22 protein-coding genes, 1 tRNA gene and 1 pseudogene are annotated in these 22,938 nt (G+C 67.8%); 11 read left to right on the forward strand and 13 right to left on the reverse strand.

Annotated elements, in window-relative coordinates; all coding sequences use genetic code 11:
* Nucleotides 1-3 precede the first annotated feature (3 nt).
* Together DJ74_RS06785 and DJ74_RS06790 are read right to left on the reverse strand one after the other, a co-directional pair.
* A complete protein-coding gene (locus DJ74_RS06785; protein WP_176451320.1) occupies nt 4-1,158 on the reverse strand; it encodes a helix-turn-helix domain-containing protein in 1,155 nt (384 codons plus the stop codon).
* 437 nt (nt 1,159-1,595) lie between these two features.
* A tRNA-Lys gene (locus DJ74_RS06790) sits at nt 1,596-1,669 on the reverse strand.
* Between the two features lie 193 nt (nt 1,670-1,862).
* Here DJ74_RS06790 and DJ74_RS06795 point away from each other — a divergent pair.
* Both DJ74_RS06795 and DJ74_RS06800 read left to right on the forward strand, forming a co-directional pair.
* Complete coding sequence (locus DJ74_RS06795; protein WP_094522368.1) at nt 1,863-3,332, forward strand: DHH family phosphoesterase; 1,470 nt, start codon at nt 1,863-1,865, stop codon at nt 3,330-3,332.
* Nucleotides 3,333-3,425: 93 nt separating this feature from the next.
* The gene (locus DJ74_RS06800; RefSeq protein ID WP_094522367.1) at nt 3,426-3,653 is read left to right on the forward strand and encodes a hypothetical protein; all 228 of its coding nucleotides are present in this window, start codon (nt 3,426-3,428) and stop codon (nt 3,651-3,653) included.
* A gap of 54 nt (nt 3,654-3,707) precedes the next feature.
* Here the strand turns inward: DJ74_RS06800 and DJ74_RS06805 are convergent, their stop codons facing one another.
* Both DJ74_RS06805 and DJ74_RS06810 read right to left on the reverse strand, forming a co-directional pair.
* Nucleotides 3,708-4,682 carry a sugar phosphate nucleotidyltransferase gene (locus DJ74_RS06805; protein ID WP_094526757.1) on the reverse strand — a complete coding sequence of 325 codons (975 nt, stop codon included), beginning with the start codon at nt 4,680-4,682 and terminating at the stop codon, nt 3,708-3,710.
* Nucleotides 4,683-4,761: 79 nt separating this feature from the next.
* Nucleotides 4,762-5,055: pseudogene (locus tag DJ74_RS06810) on the reverse strand (DUF5779 family protein); the annotation flags it as partial.
* 115 nt (nt 5,056-5,170) lie between these two features.
* Between DJ74_RS06810 and DJ74_RS06815 the strand changes: the two are divergent.
* From DJ74_RS06815 to DJ74_RS06830, 4 genes are all read left to right on the forward strand, one after another.
* Nucleotides 5,171-5,842, forward strand: a complete 672-nt coding sequence (locus tag DJ74_RS06815; RefSeq protein WP_094526758.1) for a thioredoxin domain-containing protein — start codon at nt 5,171-5,173, stop codon at nt 5,840-5,842.
* 85 nt (nt 5,843-5,927) lie between these two features.
* Nucleotides 5,928-7,178, forward strand: coding sequence for an MFS transporter (locus DJ74_RS06820; protein WP_094522363.1), 1,251 nt, complete (start codon nt 5,928-5,930; stop codon nt 7,176-7,178).
* 52 nt (nt 7,179-7,230) lie between these two features.
* A complete protein-coding gene (locus DJ74_RS06825) occupies nt 7,231-8,004 on the forward strand; it encodes a prephenate dehydrogenase (RefSeq protein ID WP_094526759.1) in 774 nt (257 codons plus the stop codon).
* Between the two features lie 46 nt (nt 8,005-8,050).
* Nucleotides 8,051-9,493: a small ribosomal subunit Rsm22 family protein gene (locus DJ74_RS06830; protein ID WP_094526760.1), complete on the forward strand. Its 1,443-nt coding sequence runs from the start codon at nt 8,051-8,053 to the stop codon at nt 9,491-9,493.
* Between the two features lie 61 nt (nt 9,494-9,554).
* Here the strand turns inward: DJ74_RS06830 and DJ74_RS06835 are convergent, their stop codons facing one another.
* Together DJ74_RS06835 and DJ74_RS06840 are read right to left on the reverse strand one after the other, a co-directional pair.
* Nucleotides 9,555-9,836: a hypothetical protein gene (locus tag DJ74_RS06835; protein ID WP_094526761.1), complete on the reverse strand. Its 282-nt coding sequence runs from the start codon at nt 9,834-9,836 to the stop codon at nt 9,555-9,557.
* Nucleotides 9,837-9,871: 35 nt separating this feature from the next.
* On the reverse strand, nt 9,872-10,636 hold the full coding sequence (locus DJ74_RS06840) for an SOS response-associated peptidase (RefSeq protein ID WP_094526762.1): 765 nt from the start codon (nt 10,634-10,636) through the stop codon (nt 9,872-9,874).
* Nucleotides 10,637-10,747: 111 nt separating this feature from the next.
* Here DJ74_RS06840 and DJ74_RS06845 point away from each other — a divergent pair, with 111 nt between their 5' ends.
* Complete coding sequence (locus tag DJ74_RS06845) at nt 10,748-11,512, forward strand: ribonuclease H-like domain-containing protein (RefSeq protein ID WP_094526763.1); 765 nt, start codon at nt 10,748-10,750, stop codon at nt 11,510-11,512.
* Between the two features lie 28 nt (nt 11,513-11,540).
* On the opposite strand, the gene DJ74_RS06850 is transcribed toward DJ74_RS06845, so the two are convergent.
* Complete coding sequence (locus DJ74_RS06850; protein WP_094526764.1) at nt 11,541-12,773, reverse strand: polymer-forming cytoskeletal protein; 1,233 nt, start codon at nt 12,771-12,773, stop codon at nt 11,541-11,543.
* A 209-nt stretch (nt 12,774-12,982) separates the two neighbouring features.
* On the opposite strand from DJ74_RS06850, the gene DJ74_RS06855 reads away from it, so the two are divergent.
* The 4 genes from DJ74_RS06855 (at nt 12,983) to DJ74_RS06870 (ending at nt 15,739) form a co-directional block, all read left to right on the forward strand.
* Nucleotides 12,983-13,165 (forward strand): DUF5786 family protein, encoded by a 183-nt coding sequence (locus DJ74_RS06855; protein WP_094522356.1) that lies wholly within the window; start codon nt 12,983-12,985, stop codon nt 13,163-13,165.
* Between the two features lie 106 nt (nt 13,166-13,271).
* A complete protein-coding gene (locus DJ74_RS06860) occupies nt 13,272-13,469 on the forward strand; it encodes a DUF5800 family protein (RefSeq protein WP_094522355.1) in 198 nt (65 codons plus the stop codon).
* A gap of 52 nt (nt 13,470-13,521) precedes the next feature.
* On the forward strand, nt 13,522-14,721 hold the full coding sequence (locus DJ74_RS06865) for an LEA type 2 family protein (protein WP_094526765.1): 1,200 nt from the start codon (nt 13,522-13,524) through the stop codon (nt 14,719-14,721).
* A gap of 214 nt (nt 14,722-14,935) precedes the next feature.
* A complete protein-coding gene (locus tag DJ74_RS06870; protein WP_094526766.1) occupies nt 14,936-15,739 on the forward strand; it encodes a MarR family transcriptional regulator in 804 nt (267 codons plus the stop codon).
* A gap of 64 nt (nt 15,740-15,803) precedes the next feature.
* Here DJ74_RS06870 and DJ74_RS06875 read toward each other — a convergent pair whose 3' ends face one another.
* The 6 genes from DJ74_RS06875 to DJ74_RS06900 all read right to left on the reverse strand — a co-directional run bounded on the left by DJ74_RS06875 (nt 15,804) and on the right by DJ74_RS06900 (nt 22,779).
* Nucleotides 15,804-16,898 (reverse strand): radical SAM protein, encoded by a 1,095-nt coding sequence (locus DJ74_RS06875; RefSeq protein ID WP_094526767.1) that lies wholly within the window; start codon nt 16,896-16,898, stop codon nt 15,804-15,806.
* A gap of 311 nt (nt 16,899-17,209) precedes the next feature.
* Complete coding sequence (locus DJ74_RS06880) at nt 17,210-18,244, reverse strand: tyrosine-type recombinase/integrase (protein ID WP_094522347.1); 1,035 nt, start codon at nt 18,242-18,244, stop codon at nt 17,210-17,212.
* Complete coding sequence (locus DJ74_RS06885; RefSeq protein ID WP_094526768.1) at nt 18,237-18,617, reverse strand: DUF5805 domain-containing protein; 381 nt, start codon at nt 18,615-18,617, stop codon at nt 18,237-18,239. Before DJ74_RS06885 ends, DJ74_RS06880 begins: the two co-directional genes overlap by 8 nt.
* 509 nt (nt 18,618-19,126) lie before the next feature.
* Nucleotides 19,127-20,032, reverse strand: coding sequence for a hypothetical protein (locus tag DJ74_RS06890; RefSeq protein WP_094522345.1), 906 nt, complete (start codon nt 20,030-20,032; stop codon nt 19,127-19,129).
* Nucleotides 20,033-20,158: 126 nt separating this feature from the next.
* Nucleotides 20,159-21,844, reverse strand: a complete 1,686-nt coding sequence (locus tag DJ74_RS06895) for a hypothetical protein (protein WP_094526769.1) — start codon at nt 21,842-21,844, stop codon at nt 20,159-20,161.
* Nucleotides 21,845-21,945: 101 nt separating this feature from the next.
* Nucleotides 21,946-22,779 (reverse strand): MBL fold metallo-hydrolase, encoded by an 834-nt coding sequence (locus tag DJ74_RS06900; protein WP_094526770.1) that lies wholly within the window; start codon nt 22,777-22,779, stop codon nt 21,946-21,948.
* Nucleotides 22,780-22,938 lie beyond the last annotated feature (159 nt).

Consider the following 22,938-nt stretch of genomic DNA (forward strand, 5'->3'; position numbering starts at 1 on the left):
GAGTCACCTGTCAAAGTTCGGTTCTTCAGCGAACCCAAAAGCGTTCCAAATGTCTTCCATTACTTGGTCAACTATCTCCTCAGTAGAATCAGAATAGTCTTGAATTGCTACCTCTGGAAGAAGTGCCATATCACGGTCTAACGTTCCACTCATATTGGGTCTGCGAACTGGCGTTTCAATCTCAATACCCTCCGCACCGATTAGGGAAATGAATAGGAAGATTGGCACTGGTACGTCTTCCTCCTCTAAGAATTCCACATAATTGGGGAGAGTGTGCTCAAGCATTTCCCTTACCACGAGTGCTGAAAACGTATTTTCTCCATCGTCAGATAATGGCCCAAACGGGAATCCATTCACTGTCTCTATGATTCCGTTCCTGTAGACTTGAACGTACGCAGAGGGGTCATCAGAGGGACAATATTTGACAAGTCCATCTAAATTATGCCTATTGCCGTGTGGGCGTTCCTGTCTCTGTAAACTATCTGGAGAATCACGCACATCGAATGAGTCTATGACCCTCGAATTTCTCCCCGCACTAAATACACGTAGTGGAATAAGATGTATTGTTACGAGCGGTGATTCGGTGATTTCAACGGGAGTATCATTAGCACGAATATCCGCAAGACGGTCTGCTCGGTAGTCGCGTATCTCTTTCGCATTGGTTTCTGATAGAATGAATTCTCTCCTGAGTTCTTCTACGTCAAGTGGATACTTTCCATTGCTACTTCGCGCGTAGAATTTGTCGTGACCGCCAAGAGTCACCCTGTGTGGACTTCTAAAACTTTCTCGAACTCTAATGATTATTACGTGCTTGTCACTGTTCACTTCGACAGTCTTCACATCGTATCCAGGTATTCGGGGGTTGACTCCATCTCGAATGATACTATCCAATCTACCAACTTCCTCATCCACGTCTGATATTTCCAAGTCGTGGAAATCAACTGGTTCTCCGCTATCATCGTCTTCTTCAATTCCATAAATTAGGTCACCCCCTTGTGTGTTTGCGAATGAGGATGCTTCTTGAACCAACGTCTTTCGACCTCCGCGTGTGTCTGGTATTTCCTGCTTGTATTCTATGGTTTTTCCCTCCAAAACGGTGTGTTCAATAAGGTTCTGTAAATCCGATTCTGTTATCTCGTCAAGTGGTTTTTCTATCACAACACAACAGACATACCGAAAGAATATGAATCTAATTTCGCTGGAAGATACAGGCGGGACTCAAACGTCCACGAGATTGTCCTCACGCCGTTCCATTTGCTCGTTCTTCGTCGCTTTGTCGTAGTGCTTGTCCATCACTTCGTGAGACATATCCACTCTGTCGGCAGGCACGTCCAACCGCCACCTCATCGTGACACCTCTCGATTGACTCACACCGAACAATTCTACAGCCTGCTAATTCTCGCGCGCGCTGGCTGAAGTTACAGATGGGACGCAAGCCAACTATAGCAAACCGCAGTAAGGAGGAGACGCGCATCACACTCGAAACGAACTGACGCCAAATAGATGGCTATTCCCAAACCTTCTAATGGCGCTACCTGCTACGTATAGACAGTTCAGCCACTAACGACCTAACTTGGTATCCGTCGTCGAGAAAGCGGGCCGGGCGCGATTTGAACACGCGACCGACGGATTAAGAGTCCGTCGCTCTCCCTAACTGAGCTACCGGCCCTCACCGAATTCTACCCGTGTCGGCGTAAAAGACCTTTTCATTCGGCGGCGTCGATTCACGCGGTGTCACGGTCATTTCTCGTCGGTGGGTCCCCCTGCCAGCGTCGTCGTCGGAGTCGCCCGAAGCCGGCGCCGCTCCCCGTCCCACGCGGAGAGCGCACTCGTTAAGTGTGGTCCCGGGGAAATCACGTGCAATGAGTAGTGGGGCATCCGGATCCGCGCGGACCCGATACGCGATCCTCGGCTGTGGAAGCGTCGGACACGCCGTCGCGGAGGAGCTGACGGACCGCGGCAAGGACGTGCTCATCCTCGACCGCGACGAGAGCCGCGTCGAGGCGCTCCGCGACCAGGACCTCAACGCCCGCGTGCAGGACATCGCCGAGCCCGACGTGGTCGCGGAGCTCGACGACCGTGACATCGTGCTGATCCTCGCCAGCGACGTCGAGGCGAACAAGGCGGCCGTCTCGGCGGTGCGCGACGTCGGCGGCGACCACTACGTCGTCGTCCGCGCCTCCGACCCCGTCAGCGAGGACGAGCTCCGCGACCGCGGCGCCGACGTGGTGATCAACCCCTCGACGGTGATCGCCGACAGCGCCCTCCAGTCGCTCGAAACCGGCGAGCTGGAGTACATGGCGCGCCAGCTCGCGGAGATCATCGAGGAGGGCGGCGGCCGGATGGCGATCCTGACCCACGACAACCCGGAGCCGGACTCGATCGCGTCGGCGACAGCGCTCCAGGCGATCGCGGACGCGTTCGGCGTCGAGGCCGACATCCTCTACTCGGGGGACGTGGGCCACCAGGAGAACCGGGCGTTCGTCAACCTCCTCGGGATCGACCTCGTGGCGCGGTCGGACGCGCCCGACCTCTCGGAGTACGAGACGGTCGCCGCGGTCGACCTCGCGAAGTCGGCCGACGACGGCTTCGACTTCGACGTCGGGATCGACGTGTACATCGATCACTTGAAGGCGGACGTCCCGTTCGACGCCCGGTTCGTCGACGTGCGGACCAACGTCTCCTCGACGTCGACAATCCTCACGAAGTACCTCCAGGAGTTCGACCAGTCGCCGACCGAGGCGGTCGCGACCGCGCTCCTGTACGGGATCCGCGCCGAGACGCTCGACTTCAAGCGGGACACGACGCCCGCGGACCTGACCGCGGCCGCGTACCTCCACCCGTTCGCGAACCACGACACGCTCGAACAGGTGGAGTCGCCGTCGATGAGCCCCGAGACGCTGGACGTGCTCGCGGAGGCGATCCAGAACCGCGAGGTGCAGGGGAGCCACCTCTTCTCGACGGCCGGCTTCATCCGGGACCGGGAGGCGCTCGCGCAGGCCGCCCAACACCTGCTGAACTTGGAGGGGATCACGACGACCGCCGTCCTCGGGATCGCCGACGACACGATTTACCTCGCCGCGCGCTCGAAGGACATCCGCCTGAACATCGGGAACGTCCTCGACGAGGCGTTCTCGGAGATGGGCGACGCCGCCGGTCACTCCACGCAGGGGTCGCTGGAGATCCCGCTCGGCATCTTCACCGGTATCGAGGCGAGCGGCGAGAACCGCGACACCCTCCTCCACCTCACCGAGGAGGCGGTCCGCCGGAAGCTGTTCGACGCGCTCGGCGTCGAAGGCGGGAGCGGGAGCGACGGCGGGAACGGGTCGTAAGCGGGAGTAAACCAGCTACCGGTTCGGCCACCACCGCCGGATCCGTTTTACTCGTCTGACCCGTACCCGGAGCTACGCGGCTGCGCGATCACCATGCACGTTCCCGAGGACACGCCGGACGCCTGCCCCGCCTGCGGCGATCCCTACGAGTCGGTGTCTCGCCACGCCGACGGGTTCGTCGTCAACCTGCTCGACAACGAGCGGTATCAGCGTGTGTGCTTCGATCCCGCGAGCGACGGCGACGGCCCCGCGCTCGACTGTTATCACCACACCCACCGACAGGCCGGCGGCTCGGCGGGCGAGCGGTCGGAAGGCAGGTAACGTCGCACCCGACGAGCCGTTCGGTCGCCGTCGGTCAGAAGTCGTCGCCGTCGGTCAGAAGTCGTCGCCGTCGGTGATCGAGGTGTACGAGCCGATCAGCGCGCCGGAGAGGTCGACGCCCTCCAGCGTGACGCCCTCGTCGATGACGGAGTTACGGATATCGGAGTCGGTGATCGTCCCGTTCGGGAAGACGACCGAGCGGTCGAGCGTCGAGTCGGTGACGGTCGCGCCCGACATGACGTGGACCACGTCGCCGAGGTCGGACCCCTCGACGGTCGCGTCGTCGGCGACGAGCGTGCCGCCCTTGAGCGCGTACTCGACCGCGTCGAGGTAGCTGTCGGCGGTGCCGATGTCGAACCACGCGCCGTCGAAGGTGAACGCGTGAACCGGGCCGCGCCCCTGGAGCCACTGGAGGAACCAGCCCGGTTCGTCGGGGTTGTTCCCGTCCGAGAGGTACGTCGAGAGGTCGGGGAGCGTCTCCGCCGGGAACGCGTAACACGCGATGGAGACGAGCGTGCTCTTCGGGTCGTCGGGCTTCTCCTGGAAGTTCACGACCTCGTCGCCGTCGAGTTCGACGAGCCCGTACGACTTGGCGCGTTCGCGGTCCTCGACGTCGTAGGCGGCCAGCGTCGGCGCCCCCTTCGTCTCGAAGAAGTCGGCGAACTCGGCGAGATCGAAGCTGATCATGTTGTCGCCGGCGACGACGACGAGGTCGTCGTCGACTCCCTCGCGGTCGACGAGCTGTTCGAGCGCCCCCACGACGCCGAACTTCTCGTCCTCCTCGACGGTCTCCTCGACCGAGAGCGTCGGCTTCTCGAACGGGCTGTCGCTGAGGTACTCGTCGAACGTGTCCGCGAACCGCTCGTTCGTGGAGACGAACACCTCGTCGACGCGGTCGTCCGCCTCGAAGTCCTCGAATATCTCGTCGATGACGGTGTTTTCCCCGACCGGGAGGAACATCTTCGGTCGGTGCTCGGTGATCGGCCAGAGTCGGGTGGCGTAACCCCCCGCGAGTACGACGGCTTTCATATCACCCCCGTCTCACCCCGGTGACATACTTCTTTTGCTCGTGTCAACCACCGAAAACGCAGGCGGCGGCTTCGTCTTAGTCGCTCAGGCGTTCGGTGTCGATGCTCACGCCCGGCGGCGTGACCACGAGGAACCCGCGGAAGTGCATCAGCTCGCCGCCCATGTCCTTCACCTCGCGGGCGAAGCCGGCGGCGAGCTCGTTGAGGTCGCCGTCGATCGACAACACCAGCGTGTTCCCGTAGTCGACGCTGCGGACCCACTCCTCGGGATCGGTGGTGCCGTCGAGGACGCCGAGGACGACGTCGCCGGCGGCCGCGAACGCCTCGTCCATCTGCTCTTCGGCGTCGCGTAAGTCGAGGTCCCAGTCGCTCATACCTCAGGGTCGCGAGGCGGCGGCAAAAACGTTCGGACCCGCCGAGTGCGTCGCACGCCGGGCGCCACCGCCCGGTCGCGGAGTCGTTAAGTGCGCTCCGGCCCCAGCGGGCAACATGGAACGCACGCGGCGGTCCCTGCTCGCGGGCGCGGCGTCGGTCGGCGTCGTCGGCGCGGCGGGATGTCTCGGCGGCGGCACTACCCTCGACCTCAGCGGCGTCGACCTCGACACCGGCGAGTACGACTGCGACCTGGCGGAGCCGTCGGACCCGAACCTCGACCACCGGCCGACCCTCGGCGACCCCGAGTCAGACGTGGTCGTTCGGGCGTTCGAGGACTTCACCTGCGGTCACTGTGCGAGCTACACGCTCGATCACTTCCCGGCGATCCGCGAGGAGTACGTCGAGTCCGGCGAGATCCGGTACGAACACTGGGACTTCCCGATCCCCGTCAACGAGACGTGGGCGGTCCCCGTCGCCAGCGCGGCCCGCGGCGTCGGCGCCCGGAACGGCTCCGAGGCGTTCTTCGAGTTCGCCTCGGCGGCCTACGAGTCGCAGGGGAGCTACAGCGGCGAGGCGATCGGCGCCGCCGCCGAGGCCGCGGGCGCTGACCCCTGTGCGGCGATGTCGGACGCGCGGTTCGCGGCGTACGGGGAGGCGTCGGCGGACGACAGGTCGGAGGGAACGTCGATGGGCGTCGAGGGGACGCCGACGATATTCGTGAACGGCGAGCCGGTCGACACCTACGAGGCCGCGACCGTCGCGGCGGCGATCGACGAGGCGCTGTAGTCGCGACGACGACGCCCCTCCCGTATCTCGCGCCGATGACCCCGTAGCGTCGGTCTTTTGCCCGTTCGACTCGTTTTATAAGGCAATGAGCGACGACGACCGCGGGGAGCGACGGCTGCTCGGCGCCGTCGTGCTCGCGGTGCTGATATCGCAGGTACTCCTCTACCCCGGCGTGCCGGACCTCGTGGTCGCCCTCGGCGCGCCGGCCGGCATCGACGCCGGGATGTGGTTCCTCGTCGCGGAGTTCGGCGCCTTCGTCTCCTTCGCGGTCGTCTGGGGGGCCGCCAGCGACGCGCTCGGGAAGCGGGTCCCGCTGATCGTCGCCGGCGCGCTCGGCGGGGCGACCTCCTACCTCGCGCTGGCGGCGGTTCCGGGGCTCGGACTCGGATTCCGAGCCGCCCTCGTCGTCCGCGTCGTCGGCGGTGCGCTCACGATCGGCGCGTTCTCGCTCGCGATCACGTCGCTGATGGATCTGCGCGGCGGCAACGGGCGGAACATGGGCGCCGCCGGCACGGCGATCGGACTGGGCGCGGCGGTCGGCTCCGTCGTCGGCGGCGCGCTCGCCGACCTCGACCCCTTCTACCCGGTGTACGCCGGGGCGGCCGTGCTGGCGGTCGCGGGGCTGCTCGCGTCGACCGTCGACGACTCGACGGCGACGCCCGGGCGGTCGGTCGAGGACAGCCGTGAGGACGCCGGCTTCCGTCACGTGCTCTCGCGGGCCCGGACGACGCGCGGGCTCTTGGTTCCGCTGGCGTTCGGGTTCGTCGACCGGCTCACGGCCGGCTTCTTCGCGCTGGTCGGCGTCTACTACTTCCAGGACCCGGGGACGTTCGGCCTCTCGGCGGCCGGTGCGGGGGCGACGCTCGCGCTCTTTTTCGTCCCGTTCGCGCTGCTCCAGTCCCCGTTCGGATCGCTCTCCGACAGGGTGGGGCGGTTCCTGCCAGTCGTGGTCGGCTCCGTCGCCTACGGGGTCGCCACCGTCGGCGTCGGCGTCGCGCCGGTCTACCCGCTCGCGGCCGGGCTGATGGTCCTCGTCGGCGTCTGCGGCGCGCTGATGGCGCCGGCGACGATGGCGCTCGTCACCGACCTCGTCGAGCCCGAGGCCCGCGGCGCGGCGATGGGGCTGTTCAACGTGTTCGGCTCGCTCGGGTTCCTCGCGGGCTTCCTCGTCGGTGGGAGCGCCACGGAGGCGTTCGGCTACACGCCGGCGTTCCTCGCGGTCGGCGGACTGGAGCTCGCCATCGCGCTGGCGCTGTTCCCGGCCGTGCGGGCGCTCGCGCCGGGCGAGGGCCTGCTCGGGCTCCGCGGCGACGCCGAGCGTTCGACCTCGGAGTAGGTCGCCGAGTCGAGCCTTTTTAAGCCTCGCGCGCCCTCCGTTCGGGCAACCGATGGACATACTCGTCGCGGGCGCGGGCGAGATCGGCCGGTGGATCGCCGACACGGTGTCGGCCGACGAGTCGCCGGTAGAGGCGACGCTCGCGTTCGCCGACCGCGACCCGGGCGTCGCCCGCGACGCCGCCGCCTCGCGGGACGCGACGACGGTCCCGGTCGACGGCGACACGACCCACGACGCGGTGTGTCTCGCGGTGCCGATGTCGGCGGTCCCGGCCGCGGTCGAGGCGTACGCGCCCCGCGCGGATCAGGCGATCCTCGACGTCTCCGGCGAGATGACCGACGCGGTCGCGGCGATGCGCGAGCACGCGCCGGGGCTCGAACGCGCGAGCTTCCACCCCCTGTTCGCGCCGCCGCGGGTCCCGGGCAACGTCGCCTGCGTGGTCGACGAGGGCGGCCCGGTCGTCGAGGGGATCGCGGCCGCGATCGAGGCCGGCGGCAACGAGGTGTTCGAGACGACCGCCGCGGAACACGACCGGGCGATGGAGACGGTGCAGGCCGGCGCGCACGCGGCCGTCCTCGCGTGGCGGCTCGCGGGCGACGACGTGCGCGAGGAGTTCCACACGCCCGTCTCGGCCGCGCTCGACGACGTCGCCGACACCGTCACCGAGGGCGCGCCCGGCGTGTACGCCGAGATCCAGCGCGCCTTCGACGGCGCCGACGACGTGGCCGCCGCGGCCCGCGAGATCGCCGACGCCGACTCGGACGAGTTCGCCGACCTGTACGAGGCGGCCCGCGGCGACCGCGAGGGACGGGAGCGACACGAGTGACCGACCGACGACCACGAGTGAGCAGACCGACGACAACAGTGATTCCATGATAGACAGAGACGCGGTCCGGAACAACGCCAACTACCTGCGCAACGTCAGGCCGATCGACCCCGAGGAGATCGCGGAGTACGTCGAGGGGACGCCGCACCCGGCGGTCGTCCGCGAGACGCTCCGCGAGGAGGCGTTCGACCTCCGGCTCCGCGAGCGGGACGACGGGAGCTTCGAGCCGGTCCCCGAGGGGCCGATCCCCGACTCCGAGTGGTCGCCGACGGCGTTCCCCGAAAATTACGCGTTCGCCCTCGAAGACCTCCTCGTCGCCGAGTTCGGCGCGAACTGGCACCGCGGCGAGTCGGGCGCGGAGCTCCGCGAGGCGGTCCGGCGGCTGAAGACCGACTACCTCTACGAGAACGACGTCGAGTACGGTCGGATGGCGGCGCTCGGCTACGCGATATACCACCTCCCCGCCTACTACGCGACGATCGGGTACGTCCTCGACGACCTCGCGGAGAACGGGCTGCTCGACCGGACGCTCCGCGTCCTCGACGTGGGCGCCGGCGTGGGCGGGCCCGCGCTCGGCCTCCACGACTACCTCCCAGACGACGCCGTCGTCGACTACCACGCGGTCGAGCCGAGCGCCGCGGCCGACGTCCTCGACCGGCTGCTCGACGAGACCGGCCGCAACTTCCGCGCGACGATCCACGAGACGACGGCGGAGTCGTTCCTCGGAACCGGCGGGAGAGACGCGGAGTTCACGTCCGACGACCCCTTCGATCTGGTCGTCTTCGGGAACGTGCTCTCGGAGCTCGCGGACCCGGTGGCGGTGGTCGACGCCGCGCTCGACCGACTCGCCGACGACGGGAGCGTCGCCGCCTTCGCGCCCGCCGACCGCAACACCGCGATGGGGCTCCGGGAGATCGAGCGAGCGGTCGTCACGCCGACGAGCGACGTCGACACGTACTCGCCGACCGTCCGGCTGTGGCCGGATGCGACGCCCTCGGACGGCGGCTGGTCGTTCGACGTCGCCGACGACCTCGACGCGCCCCCGTTCCAGCGGCGGCTCGACGAGGGCGCCGACCGCGGCGCGACCGACGAGCCGGGCGAGTTCGTGAACGTCGACGTGCAGTTCGCGTACGCGATCCTCCGACCGGACGGGAAACGCCGGGTCGACGTCCGGGCGAACGACGGCCGCTGCGCGCGGATGGCGGACTCCGAGGAGCACGTCACCGACCGCGTGAACCTTCTCGCGGTGAAGCTCAGCCACGACCTCAGCGCGGGCGACAACGCCCTTTACCGCGTCGGCGACGGCTCGCAGACCGTGGATCACTACCTCGTCTGCACGCGCGAGACCGTGCTCAACGAGGACCTCCGGCGGGCCGACTACGGCGCGGTCGTCTTCGTCGAGAACGGCCTCGTGCTCTGGAACGACGACGAGGACGCGTACAACGTGGTCGTCGACGACGAGACGGTCGTCGACCTGGTCGCGCCCTGAGGACCGGTCGGCCTCCGTCGCGACGCGACGGCGACCGAACGCCGATCGCTCTCCCCCGGGATCACGGACGACCGTTCGCGGTCGACCCGTTCGGACCGCCGTTCACGGCCGACCCGCTCGGACCGACCTCGTCGCGGACGGCGAAGTAGAGGACCCAGACGACGACGCCGCCGAACAGCGCGGCGAGCGTCCACGCGATCGCGTGGCGGCTGTTCCGGTCCGTGGCGTCCAGATAGACGAGCAGGGACACGAGCAGCGCCGGAACGACCAGTATCCCGAGGAGGAGGGCGGCAACGAGCAGTTCCGGACCGCCGGCGACACCGATCTGCAGGGTGGAGGGCATGCTGTCCTTTCATTTGGAAAATAGGTAAAAAAGGATTACTTCCCGCCGACCGGCTCGATCAGCTCCGGCGCGTCGACTCCGGGCGAGTTCACCCGGCTCGACACCGGGTACGCCGTCAGCTCGTCGGCCGGGTACGGGTCCAGCAGCGCGGCGGCCTCGTCGGGGTCCCCGCGGAGCCACGTCTCCTCTTCGTCCGGCGCCAAGAGTACCGCCATCCGGTGGTGGAGGCCGGTGACGAGGTCGTTCGGCTCGGTCGTAACGATCGTGAACGTCTCCACGGGGCCGTCGGTCTCGCCGTCGTCGCTCTCCGCCGACCCGCCGCCGAACGCCCCGAGCCCAGTCTGCGTCGTCTCGGGCTCGGGCGGCTCCCACCGCTCGTAGAGTCCCGCCATCGCGAACGGCCGGTCGTCCTCGAACGCGACCCGGTAGGGCGTCTTTCCGGAGCCGCCCCGTCCGCCGGATCCGCTCCGCTCACTGGCTCCGTTCGGTCCGCCGCCGTCGACCCACTCGTAGAAGCCGTCCGCGGGGACGAGACACCGCCGTCGCTCGAAGGCGTCGGCGAAGCTCCGCTTCTCGCGGACCGTCTCGGCGCGGGCGTTGATGAGGCCGAACGACTCGTCCGCCCACGAGGGGGTGAGTCCCCACTCCATCCGCGTCGCGGCGGTCGGGTCCTCGTCCGCGATCACCGGGAGCTCCTGGCCCGGCGCGCAGTTGTAGCTGGGTTCGACGCCGCCGAAGTCGGCGCCGAACCGGGCCTCCAAGTCGGCGGCGGCGGTGAAAAGCGTGTAGCGGCCGCACATTGATAGCGGATGTTGGCGCCGCCGATACTTAAGTAACGGTCGGCCTCGGCGTCGGTCCCCACCCGCGCCGCCTCCCGTCGGGTTTTTGCCCGCGCGCCGCCGCGGTCGGGTATGCGCATCGAGAACAGCTTCATCCCGGTCGAGGGAGTCGGCGAGACGACGGAGCGCAGGCTCTGGGGCGAGGGCGTCACCACCTGGGAGGCGTTCGACCCCGCGGTCGACGTCGCGGGCGTCGGCTCGACCACCGCCGACCGGATCGAGTCGTTCATCGCCGAGGCGCTGACGCGCCTCGACGACGGCGACGCGGCCTACTTCGACCGGACGTTCCCGAGCGGGGAGCGCTGGCGGCTCTACGAGAACTTCCGCGAGGAGACCTGCTTCTTCGACATCGAGACGACGGGGCTCGACGAGCACCGCGACCGCGTGACGACCGTGAGCTTCCACCGCGACGGGGAGACGACGACGCTCGTCGCAGGCGACGACCTCACCGCCGACCGCCTGCGCGAGCAGTTCGCCGACGCCAGCCTGCTCGCGACGTTCAACGGCGCGCGGTTCGACGTGCCCTTCTTGGAGGCCTCCTTCGGGATCGACGTCGACACGCCGCATCTCGACCTCATGTACCCCTGCAAGCGGATCGGGCTCTCCGGCGGGCTGAAACCCATCGAGAAGGAGATCGGGATCGACCGCGACCGCCCGGACCTGTCGGGCCGGGACGCGGTCCGGCTCTGGCGCGAGTACGAGCGCGGGGACGCGGACGCGCTCGACACCCTCGTCTCGTACAACCGCGAGGACACCGAGAACCTCCGAACGCTCGCCGACGTCGTCAGCGAGCGGCTCCACGAGGACGTGTTCGTCGGCGCCGCCGCGGAGCGCTAAGGAGAGAGGACCGACGGCTCGACGGCGGCTACGTCGGCTCCGCGTCGGGGTCGACCGGCGCCTCGGCCGTCTCTGAGCCCGTACCGTCCTCCTCACCGTTCCCGTCAGGAGTCGCGTCGGTCTCCTCGGAGACCGACTCGCCGTCGCTCTCCGGTTCCTCCCCCGCGGCCGCCTCCGCGCTGACGATCGGCGGGTCTTCGCGATCCGACTCCTCGTCTGGCACCGACTCCCCGTCGGGGTCCGACGCTTCGTCGGACTCGGTCGCGTCGTCGTCTCCGGCGCTCTCCTCGTCGACGGTGCTTTCTCCGTCTTCAGCACTTTCCTCGCCTCCGGCGCTCTCTTCCTCCCCGGCGCTTTCCTCGTCGCTCTCGGCGGCGTCCTCGCTGTCGTCGGCCGCTTCGCCGCCCTCGTCCGACTCCTCTCCCGCCTCCTGCACCAGCTTCATTTCGCCGCGCGCCCGGAGAGAGCCGTCGATCTCGGCGCCGTCGTGGACGACGAGGTCGCCCGCCGAGACGTCGCCGAGCACCCGCGCGCCGGCCTCGATGGTGACCGTCCCGCCGCGAGTCGTGACGTCGCCGTGGATGACCGTGTCGGCGCCGACGGTCACGCCCTCGCGGGCGCGGAGGGAGCCGAACACCTCGTTGCGCTCGCCGACGTGTACCGATTCGGCCCGGAGGTTGCCGTGGAGCCGGCAGTCGTCCCCGACCGTCGCGGGCGTCGAGACGCGCCACGCGTCGTCGGAGATCTCGGCGCCGCGCGGCACCAACAGGGGGTCGCGCACGTCGTCGCCGTCGGCGAGCGCCTCCGCGAGCTCGTCGGCCGCGTCGGTCTCGCCGACCCGCAGGAGCTGGGAGAGGACGATGAAGTAGAAGACGATCGTTGGGACGGGGTTCCGGATGACGATCCAGCCGTTCGCCTCGAACCCCTCCTCGATCGACACGTCGTCGCCGATGTCGAGGTCCCCGGAGACCATCAGCCGGCCGGTGACGGTGACCCGCTCGCCGAGGTACGCGTCCTCGCCGACGAGCACGTTGCCGTCGACGGTACACCACGTGTCGAGCCGGCAGTCGCCCTCGGCCTCGATGTCGTTCCCGACGCGCACGCGCTCGCCGATGGCGACGTTGCGCCCGCGCAGGCCGAACTCCACCGTCGACTGGCCGCCGACGAGCACGTCGCCGTCGACGACGAGGTCGTGCTCCTCGACGGTCGTCCCGGACGGGACCGCGAGCTCCTCTATCGGACCGTCCCCTCGCAGCGACACACCGGGAGAACTCCCTCCGCGCGTATAAACCGTGTGGGGACGTCCGACGCGCGTCGGACGCCGGCGCGGTCGCGAGAGCGATTGACCTCGCGGCGGGCGCGAGCGGTCGGTCCCGCCCGAGCGGTCGACCCCCAGCGCCGCGCGTGCGACTCCCCCTCGGATCGTCGGCAGGTCACTACCCTTTTGAGTCCGGCGCGGATGGGTCAGGTATGGGATTCGGATCGTACGACGAGAGCGAGCAGAAGAACCAGGACGTTGACACCGACGACGACGCCGCGGTGAACGTCCACGAGCACGACCACGACGGCGAGGTGTCCATCGAGGGCGGCGCGTCCACCGACGACTTGGTCGGGCGGCTCTCGGAGATGAAAGACGACGGCGACGAGGAGTAATCGCCACCGCCCCCTCGCCGAATCGAGACCGGCGACCGGGGACCCGCGAGCGCCGGACCGAGGCCGTGTCACGCTCCTTTTATCCGGTCGACGCCTACGACGGCCCATGAGCACAGACCTGACCTTCACCGACGACGGCGTCGACGTCGTCTACGAGGGGACCGAGTTCGAGCTGGAGAAGGACCTGATCGAGGAGGCGACCGGCAAGGGGTTCCGCGACGTCACCGACCACGAGGTGTTACAGATCGTGGCCGAGGAGCCCGACTTGGACGGCGAGCCCGTCCGGATCGGCGACGTCTTGTAAGGCGGCTCCGCGAAGCGGTACGATTTTACGCGACGGTCGGTTCCGCCGCGGTATGAGTATCGGCACCGTTCTCTCCGCGCTCACGAGTTCGAAACTACGGACCGCTCTCGTCGGGCTGTTGGTCCTCGTGGGCGCCGTCGGCGGCGCGTTCGCCGTCGGGATGCTCGGCGTCCCGAGCGTCGCGACAGTCGACAACACCTTCGGCGACGTGACGAACGAGACCACCGAGGTCGAGACGGACCTGGTCGTCTCGAATCCGAACCCGATCGGCGTCGGGCTCGACGGCGTCTCGGTGAACTACACGGTGTCGATGAACGACATCAAGATGGCGCAGGGCGGTCGCGAGGGCGTCTCCGTCGACGCCGGCAACTCCACCGTCCCCCTCGAAACGGAACTGCGGAACGACGCGATCCCGCCGTGGTGGGTCAGTCACGTCCGCAACGGCGAGCGGACCGAGGTCGGCATCGACGCCAGCGTCACCTCGGACCTGCTCGGGCGGACCGTGGAGTTCAGTCGCGACCGCGAGATAACGACCGACCTGCTCGGCGCCTTCGACTCGAACGAGACCAGACCGGTGAACGCCGACAGCGCGCTGACGGACGATCCCGTCCTCTACGTCAACGAGACGCGGGGCGAGTGGGGGAGCGTCAGCGAGGCCGAGACGCCCATCGACATGGCGTTCACGGTGTACAACCCGAACCTCGAACCGTACGTCGTCACTGAGATCGGCTACGACGTCACGATGAACGGGGTCGAGATGGCCACGGGACGGACCGAGGAGGGGTACGTGATCCCCTCGCGGAGCTCCGAGACGATCGAGTTCACGACCGCGCTCCAGAACCGCCGGCTCGACGAGTGGTGGGTCACGCACCTCGACGAGGAGGTCCGCGGCCACCAGGTGAGCGGTCTCCGGATCGAGTTCTACGCCGTCATCGAGTTCCCGGGCGGAGAGGAGGTCACCGTTCCGCTCGACGAGCTGACCTACGAGGAGACTATCGAGACCGACATCTTCGACGAGGGCGAGGACGTTCGGGGCTCGGGCGACACCGACGGGAGCGGGACCCAGGGCGACGGGTCCGGCACGGACGACACCGACGGCGGAAACGATACCGACGACGGAAGCGCCACCGACGACACCTCGGGAGACGGGGATTCCACCGGCGGCAACACCACCGACGACGGGAACGCAACCGACGACGACACCACTGACGACGGGTCGGACGACGGCGACGACGGCGTCCTCCCGCTGTAGGACCGCCGCCGGTATCTCTGACTGATAGTCGGGACCGACCGACGTGACGCCCGCTCGTACGCGGCGTCGAGCCATACGACGCGACCGCGGTCGACGCGATCGACCCCCTCCGAATGAAACGCTGTTTTCATCGATCAGCGAGCAGGCTCGTCTGCCGCAAACGGGCCGCCAGATATACAACACTACTTTATTTGCGGCCGCCGAACAGCCGATAATGGCCGACGCCGATGGCGGAGGATCGCCGGACGTCCTCGAGAACAAGCGGAGCGCGACGCGGTATCAGGTGCTCGTGGAGATCGCGGCCCGCCAGCCCGCCGTGAGTCAGGGCGAGATAGCCGAGACGATCGGGGTGACCTCGCAGGCGGTCAGCGATTACGTTCGCGACCTCGTCGAGGCCGGATACGTCGAGAAGGGGGGTCGCGGCCGGTACGAGGTGACCAAGGAGGGCGTCGACTGGCTCATCTCCCGGACCGACGACCTGGAGACGTACCTCGAGCGAGTGAACTCCGACGTCCTCGGGAGCGTCGAGGTCGACGCCGCCATCGCGCTCGGGAACGTGGCGGAGGGGAGCGAGGTCGGACTGGTGATGCGGGACGGCGTCCTCCACGCCGACCCCTCGGGCGGGACCGCGACCGCGGTCACTGTCACGAGCGGTAAAAAGGGCGAGGCCGTCGGCGTCGCCGACTTCGAGGGCGTCGTCGACTACGACACCGGGACCGTCTCCGTGCTTCCCGTGCCCACCGTCACCGACGAGGCCCCGCCCGATCCGGACGTGATATCGGATCACGTCCCGGAAGGCGGGCTTCTCGCGGTCGCCGGGACGGAGGCGTACGCGCTCGTTTCCCGGAGCGACGCGACCCCGGACGTCCGGTTCGGAACCGCCGATGGCGTCGCCGAGGCCGGCATGCTCGGCCTCGACGTCCTGTTGGTGGCGGTTACAGACGAGATCCCGCGTCACACGTCCAAACTCCGCGACAGGAACATCCCGCACCGGGTACTCGATTCGGACGACCGCTGATCGGGCGGTCAGCCGGCGGTCGCCGCCGAACAAGACGGCGACGGTGCGGTCTCGATGCGCCCTCTCAATCCGCCGCGTCGGTGACGCCCCGACTCTCGCCTTCCAACCTCGTCGGTAGCTTACCGTCGTACCCCTCCGGCACGTACGGACAGAGCGGGTCGCTTCCGGTCGGGTCCCCGGTCGCCGCGAACGCCCGGGAGCGGCTCCCGCCGCAGACCCGTCGGAACTCGCAGGCGCCGCACTTGCCCGCGAACTGATCCGGTTCCCGGAGCGACTCGAACAGGCCCGAGTTCCGATAGATGTCCACCACGGACCGGTCCCGGACGTTGCCCGCGGACTTCGGGAGGAACCCCGACGGGTACGTCTCTCCGGTATGGCTGACGAAGGCGAACCCCCGGCCGGCCGTGATGCCGCCGCGTCGACGGACCCCGGCGTCGTCGCCGTCGCGCTGAAGACCGACCCGGCGGTAAAACGGCGCCTCCGTGGTCTTGACGCCGAACCGTTCCGCCTCGGCGACGTCGTGGAGCCACTCCATGACCGCCTCCGCGCGCTCCGGGGAGATCGGGTCGAGGATCCGCCCGCGGCCCACGGGCACGAGGAAGAAGACGCTCCAGAGCACCGCGCCGAGGTCGCGGACCCGATCGCGAATCGCCGGGAGCTCCTCGACGGTCTCGGCGCAGACGGTGGTGTTGATCTGCAGCGGGAGCCCGTCCTCCCGGGCCGCTCGGACCGCAGTCACCGTATCGCCGAAGCTCCGCTCGCCGCGGAACCGGTCGTGGCTTTCTCGGGTCGCGCCGTCGAGGCTGACCGCCATCCGCTGAACGCCGGCCTCCGCGAGCGCCTCGACGCGGTCGGGGGTCAGCGACGCCGTCCCGCTCGGCGTAAGCGTCATGCGGTGGCCGAGGTCGTCGCCGTGCGAGATCAATTCCGTGAGGTCCTCCCGGGCGAGCGGGTCGCCCCCCGACAGGACGACCAGTTGGCCGTCGCCGAACTCGGCGGTGTCGTCGAGGAGCCGCTTCCCCTCGGCGGTCGTCAGCTCGTCGGGGTGACGCTCCGGCTTCGCGTCCGCCCGACAGTGACGACAGGCGAGGCCGCACGCCTGCGTCACCTCCCAAATCAGGACGAAGGGACGCCGGTCAACGTCGAAGTCGTCGAACATGTGCTCGTCCCGCGCTACGACCTTTGCCCCCTTGGGGAATACCCCGAACGTGTTCAGGTAACGTCCCGCTTCCCCGACCGCGGCTCAGCCCTCGCTCCGCCTGCGATCGGTCATCGAGAAACGCGTACCGACGATGTGCGATCGGCGTCCCGGGGAGCGCCGCTCTTCTCGTTCTCTCTGAGGGATTCGGGGGGACAGCGTGAATTCAGACGTGGGCGAAAATTCGTATAGCGGCATATAATTTATGCGTCCGACTCGCGACGCGATCCACGTTGCTTTCAAGCCAACAAAATACGATTCGGTCCCCGAAACTATCCCAACAGTCGGTAGACGTTCGCCTCGTACGTCTCCCGGACCTGATCGCCCCAGTTGTGCGTGTAAGTGTCGATCACGTCGTCGGCGACGTCGCCCCGCAGGTATTTGACCACGCCGCGGTCACCGGTCCTGTCGCGCAGGTGCGTCGTGAAGAAGTGCCGGAAGTAGTGGGGCGTGACGTTCTCGGCGGCGCCGCCGCCCGTCCGGTACCAGCCCGCATCGCGGGCGTACCGCTCGACGACGTGTCGCACCGCCTGCGGATCGAGCCGCTCGCCCCATCCCTCCGCCGTACCGACGAACAGGGGCTCCGCCGGCGAGGGGCTGTCGGGGCGGATCGCCAGCCAGCGCTTCAGGGTTCGGGCGAGTTCCTCGTCGACGGGGATCACCGTCCCGCGCTTCCGCTTGTTAGACGCCGTCCGCACCTCGCCGTTCAGCTCTTCGCCGACGGTCGCGTCCGGCGTCACGTACAGCGAATTCGGGCGGTCCGCGAGGACGTGACGCGTTCCGAGGTCGTACTCGCCTCGGATCTCGGCGTCGTCGACGGCGAGATCGCGGAGATCGAGGTTACAGCACTCTCCGACCCGCATCCCGGTCTTGAGAAGCGTCACGACGAGGGCCCGATGGAGCGGATGGCGGATCTCGGCGACGAACTCCCGCATCACCGGCACGGGAATGTCTCGGCGAGCGGGGTCCTTGTCCACCGTCTCGTCCATTTCCTCCATCACGAGCGTCATCGGGTTCCCCTCGAAGACGCCGACCTCGGTCATGTATCCGTAAAACCGGTGCAGGTAGGCGGCGTACGTCGCCACCGTGCTGTCCGCCACGTCGCCGCGCAGCGAATGGACGAATGACATGCAGTCGCGGTGCGTCGCCGCCGCGGGCGTCGTCTCCGGGCCGAGGAACGACTCGAATCGACGGAGGACGCGCTCGTAAGACTCGCGGGTGCGCTCCGTCTTCCCGTGATACGTGAGGTCCTCGATGAAGTACCCTACCGGGTCCGAGACCTCGTCCGGCGCGCGGGCGCTACTCATCGGTGAGAGTGTACCCGCCCTTCCGGCCGTTGTACCGAACGCGGTTGCGATCCTGTAACTCGTCGAGCGCGCCCTCCAACCGGTCCTCGAAATCGCCGACCACCGCCTCGGTGAGTTCCTCCCACGAGAGCGGCCCGTCGACGAGGGCCGCTTCCACCCGTGTTTCGAGGCCGTCACCCCCGGGGTCAGACCCGGACGGATCGGGTTCGGCCGGCTTCCCGGAATCGTCCGTCGAGAACCCGCGGCGTCCGGCCTGTACCATCGTCCTGACGAACTCGCTCTGTGACATCCCGAGCTCGTCCGCGTGGTCTCGCCACCGATCCTTTTGCTCGGCGGGAACGTACGTCTTCACCGAGCGGCGATCGTCGCTCATCGTTCGGATTCGGCTTCTCCGGCCGCCGACTTCAATCTATCCCACAATTCCGGATAAGGTCACTTATACTGAGTTATAGGTCTCTCGATGCGGCGCCAAGATGTGTGTATCTTGGTTTCTAGGACTTACTGATCGTCTATTAGTCCTAGAATATGGGATATATTATAGGGGCCGTTCTCAAAACCGCCGGATACTGCGGAACATAATTCGAGTAGAACCTCTCGCTCAGGAGGCCGCGCTCTCGCTTTTCGGTTTGGCCTACGCGTCGAGACGCGCCCCTTCGAGTTTTCATTCCCACTGCGACCACCGCGCCGCTGAGAAGCGCACAGCGCCGCGTCGACCGGCCCTGGTCGGCTCCCGGAGCGAGTGCCCGTCCCTCACACTGAGGGGTCCTCTCGTCGTCTCACCCGGCATGAGAGTTGGCGCCTCCTCACTGAAGAAGCAGAGGGCCCCGTCTCACGGGTCGTCCGCAACAGATGTATCGTATGTCGCTATAGAAACAGTGGGGATCAGATTCGGATCTCGGAGGCGGCGTCCTCGACGTCGAGGGCAGCTATCGCGCGCTCGACCCGCGGGTCGCTTTCGACCGCGTTCCGCATCAGGACGGTCTCGCTCGGGAAGAGGTGTTCCCCGACGACGAGGCCGTGATCGCGGGCGGTCGACCCGGTGACGGTGAGATAGACGCCGACGCCAGCCCGGGCGATGCCCGCCTCTTCCTCCTCGTCGGGGTCCGGGTAGACGAACTCGACGCCGTCGAGCGCGTCCGTCCCCAACACAGCGGTAACGAGCCGCTCGTACCGAGGCGAGATACAGAGCGGCCCCTCGTAGCCGGCGAGGAACGCGCGGTCGAGGTCGGTCCCCGGCTGGATCCGCTCCGGTCGGGCCATCAGGGTGTGGTACACGGTGTCACCGAGCCCGTTGACGACGCGGACGTCGGTGTCGACCGGGTCGATCCGCTCGTTGATGTCGGCGATCTCGCCGAGCCCCTCCGGGCGGATCCCGACGACCTCCTCCAGCACGAGGTCCGCCGAATCGAATCCGAGCGCGAACTCATGGGTCCGGAGGGCGCGGAACGGCTCCTCGCGGCCGACGAGCTTCAGCCTGACATCGCCGAGGTCGACGGTCGCCGCGTCGAAGACGATGCGGCGGGGCTTCCCGTCCCGGTCGTCGCGGAGCAGCGTGAACTCCGGCTCGGACGCGGCGTGCGGGTCCGAGTACTCGGCCAGCCGCTCGTAGGGGCCGTCGTCCGCCTCGACGCGGCCTTTCGTGATCGCCTTCTCGTAGCGGAGCGTGTTGCTCACGCCGTCCGCGAGCCCTTCCAGCCGGTCCTCGCGGCCGACGGCCGCGATCCGTTCGAGGACCGCTTCGAGGGGCCGGCCCTTCCGCGGGACGGCGACCGGTACCGGTTCGCTCATTACCCGAGTTGCGTCACCGCGGCTAAAACGGGTTGCGCTTTCGGTCGGGGGAGAACGGCGATCCGACGGGAACAGCGGTCGGGATCGGAACGAACGAACAGAGCGAATTCGGTCGAGAGGGCGCCGTTACGGTCCGAACGCCTCGTTGAGCCGCTTGCGGAACGCCTCGAGCTCCTCCAGGTGGTCGTTGATGGATTCGAGCTCCGTCTCGACGTCGTCGATGTCCTCGCCGAGCCGGTCTTCGATCTCCGTCAGCCGGGTGTCGACCTCCGCGAGGTCGTCCCACAGGTCGTCGAACTCCTCGTCGAAGCGGCCCAGCCGGGACTCCACGTCTTCGACGCGGTCCGCCGTCGCCTCTGCCGCGGCGGCGGCGTCGTCGACCTCTTCGTACAGCGTCTCCACGTCGTCGCCGACGTCGTCGAGCGCCTCGTCGAGCGCGTCCGTCTCCGCGTCGATCCGCGAGACGTCGTCGGTGACCTCCTCGACCGTCGCCTCCACGTCGCCGACGCTGGCTTCGACGTCCTCGACGGTCGATTCGACCCCGTCGACGCGTTCGGTCACGCCGTCGACGCGTTCGGAAACGCCGTCCACGCGCTCGGTCACGCCGTCGACCTCCGTCGAGACGGTCTCGACGGAGTCGTCCACCCGACCGACCGTCTCGCGCAGGTCATCGCGGTCCGCGTCGGCCGCGTCGACCCTGTCGTCGAGCGCCGCCATCTCCGACTCGACGGTCTCCACCTTTCGGTCGAGCTCGTCGAGGATCTCACGGGCCGTCCCCTCGCCGTCGATGAACTCCGCGAGCGCGTCCGCGTACGCCTCGATGTCGGCGACGCTCGACTGGAGCCGCGAGATGCGGACGTCGACGCTCCGCGGGACGCCGACGTCGAGCTCCTCGCCGATGGTCTCGAGGTCCTCGTCAGCGACGTCGCCGGCGCGGATCTCGGCCGCCAGCGCGGCCGCGAGACCGCTCTCGGGCGACGGATCGGGGGCGGAGTCGGAGGCGGACTCGTCCGATTCCGGAGACTCTTCGGTCGCTTTGTCGGCGTCGGTCGCGTCGTCGGCGTCTGTCGAGTCTGTCGCTGCGGCCGCTTCGGCCGCCTCGTCAGCGTCGCTCGCCTCGGTCGTGTCATCCGCTCTCGACTCCGCCGCCTGCTCCGTGTCGTCGACTCCGTCGTCGCCCGTCTCGTCGTGCATCGTCACCGCCGCGCTGCCGCCCGCGGTGACGGTCCGGGGTTCCGGGGCGTCCGCCTCGGCGGCGGTCTCCGCTTCCGGATCCGCCTCGGTGACGGTCTCCGCTTCCGCGTCCGCCTCCGCGTCGGAATCGGCCGCTCCCGCGCCCTCCCCCTCCGCGACCGACCCCTCCATGCCGGGCAGGGTCGCGCGGTCGCCCGAGAGGACTTCCCTGACGGCGTCGGTGTCGCCGGTGCCGAGGACGTCCTCGATCTCCTCGCCGACCGGGACGTGTTCGATCACCGGCGTGCCGAGGAAGCCGTCGAGGTCCGGATCGTCGTCGCGGATGCCGAACACGGTCTCGATCTCGTCTCCCGGGTCGAGCACGCGCTCGAACTCGACGCGGTGGTCCTTGTACGCCGTCCAGTTCTCGCTTTCGTACTCCGGGTGAAACCCGATGCGGTCCATCGGGAACGACTCCGGGATCCGGTCGACGATGCGCACGCGCACGGGCTCTTCGCGGGTCGAAGAGAGCTCGTACATCACCGCGGGTACGGGGAACGCGTCGTCGGTGAAGGATTTCTCGACGCGAATACCGTCCTCGCCGACGGTCGTCGTCGCTTCTGCCGTCCGTTCGCTCATAATCAGTCCCTCCCGGAGCAGGGGCTTAAATTCCACGGGCCGGGTTTCGGGGTTGATAACCCCGGGTGGGGGAGTCGTTTCGCCCGTCTCGGCCGGTCCGCCTACAGGTCGATCCGGTCGCCGATCTCGACTATCTCCAGCCGGTTCGGGTGTTCGAAGCTCCGCACGTGGTCGTGGAGCGCGGTCGGGTCCGCGGTCAGCCCCTTCCACATGTCCCAGTGCGTCGGGACGAGCCGGTCCAGTTCGAGGTCGCTCGCTGCCTTCGCGATCTCGTTCTCGTCGCTGTACCACTTCGTACGGACGGGCTCGCCGGTCTCCTTGTCGGCGATGTTACCGACGGAACCGAACGCGAGGATCCCGAGGTCAATGTCGAACTCGTCGGCGAGGGCAGGAAACGACGCCGAGGGCTTGCTGTCCCCGGCGTGGAAGACGGTGCCGGCGTCGTGCTCGATCACGTAGCCGACGGGGTGCGTGGCGTCCGAGTCGTGCGTTGCCACGACGTGGACCGTGAACTCGCCGATCCGCAGTTCGTCGCCCTCGGTCACTTCCAGGAACGCCTCCCCGTCGACGTCCCAGTGTGCGGTCCACTCTTCGTCCTCTCGCGCGACCGCGAGCGAGTCGTCGGGGGCGACGAAGTCCGCGTCCGTGTTCGCGAGGATCGGCGCCTGCGAGGGGCCGTGGACGTGGTCGGTGTGTTCGTGGGTCGCGAGCACCGCGTCCGCCACGTCGACGTCGGCGGGGTCGAAGGGCACCGGGATCATCCGGACCGTGCGCGGCGGGTCGCCCGTCCCGACGTAGGGGTCGATCCAGAGGACGGTGCCCTCGCTGCCCTTGATCGCGAAGCCGTTACAGCCCAAGTACCACAGCGCAACCGTGTCGGGGTCGGCGTCCGCGACCGCGCGCGGCAGCCAGTCGCCCCAGTCGGAGTCGGCCATGTCCCACGCTGTGCGGGCGCGCGGGGTAATGATTCCGGAGTGCGCCAAAATTCCGACTCGCACACGGGGTCAGAAACGTGTCCGAGACCAGTCCCATAAACCGCATATCGCTATATAAAATAGTGCCCGAATCCGAAGCGGACTGGGACGCGAACGCAC

The organism is Halorubrum sp. Ea8, from assembly GCF_002252925.1.
In the GTDB taxonomy this organism is placed as follows: domain Archaea; phylum Halobacteriota; class Halobacteria; order Halobacteriales; family Haloferacaceae; genus Halorubrum.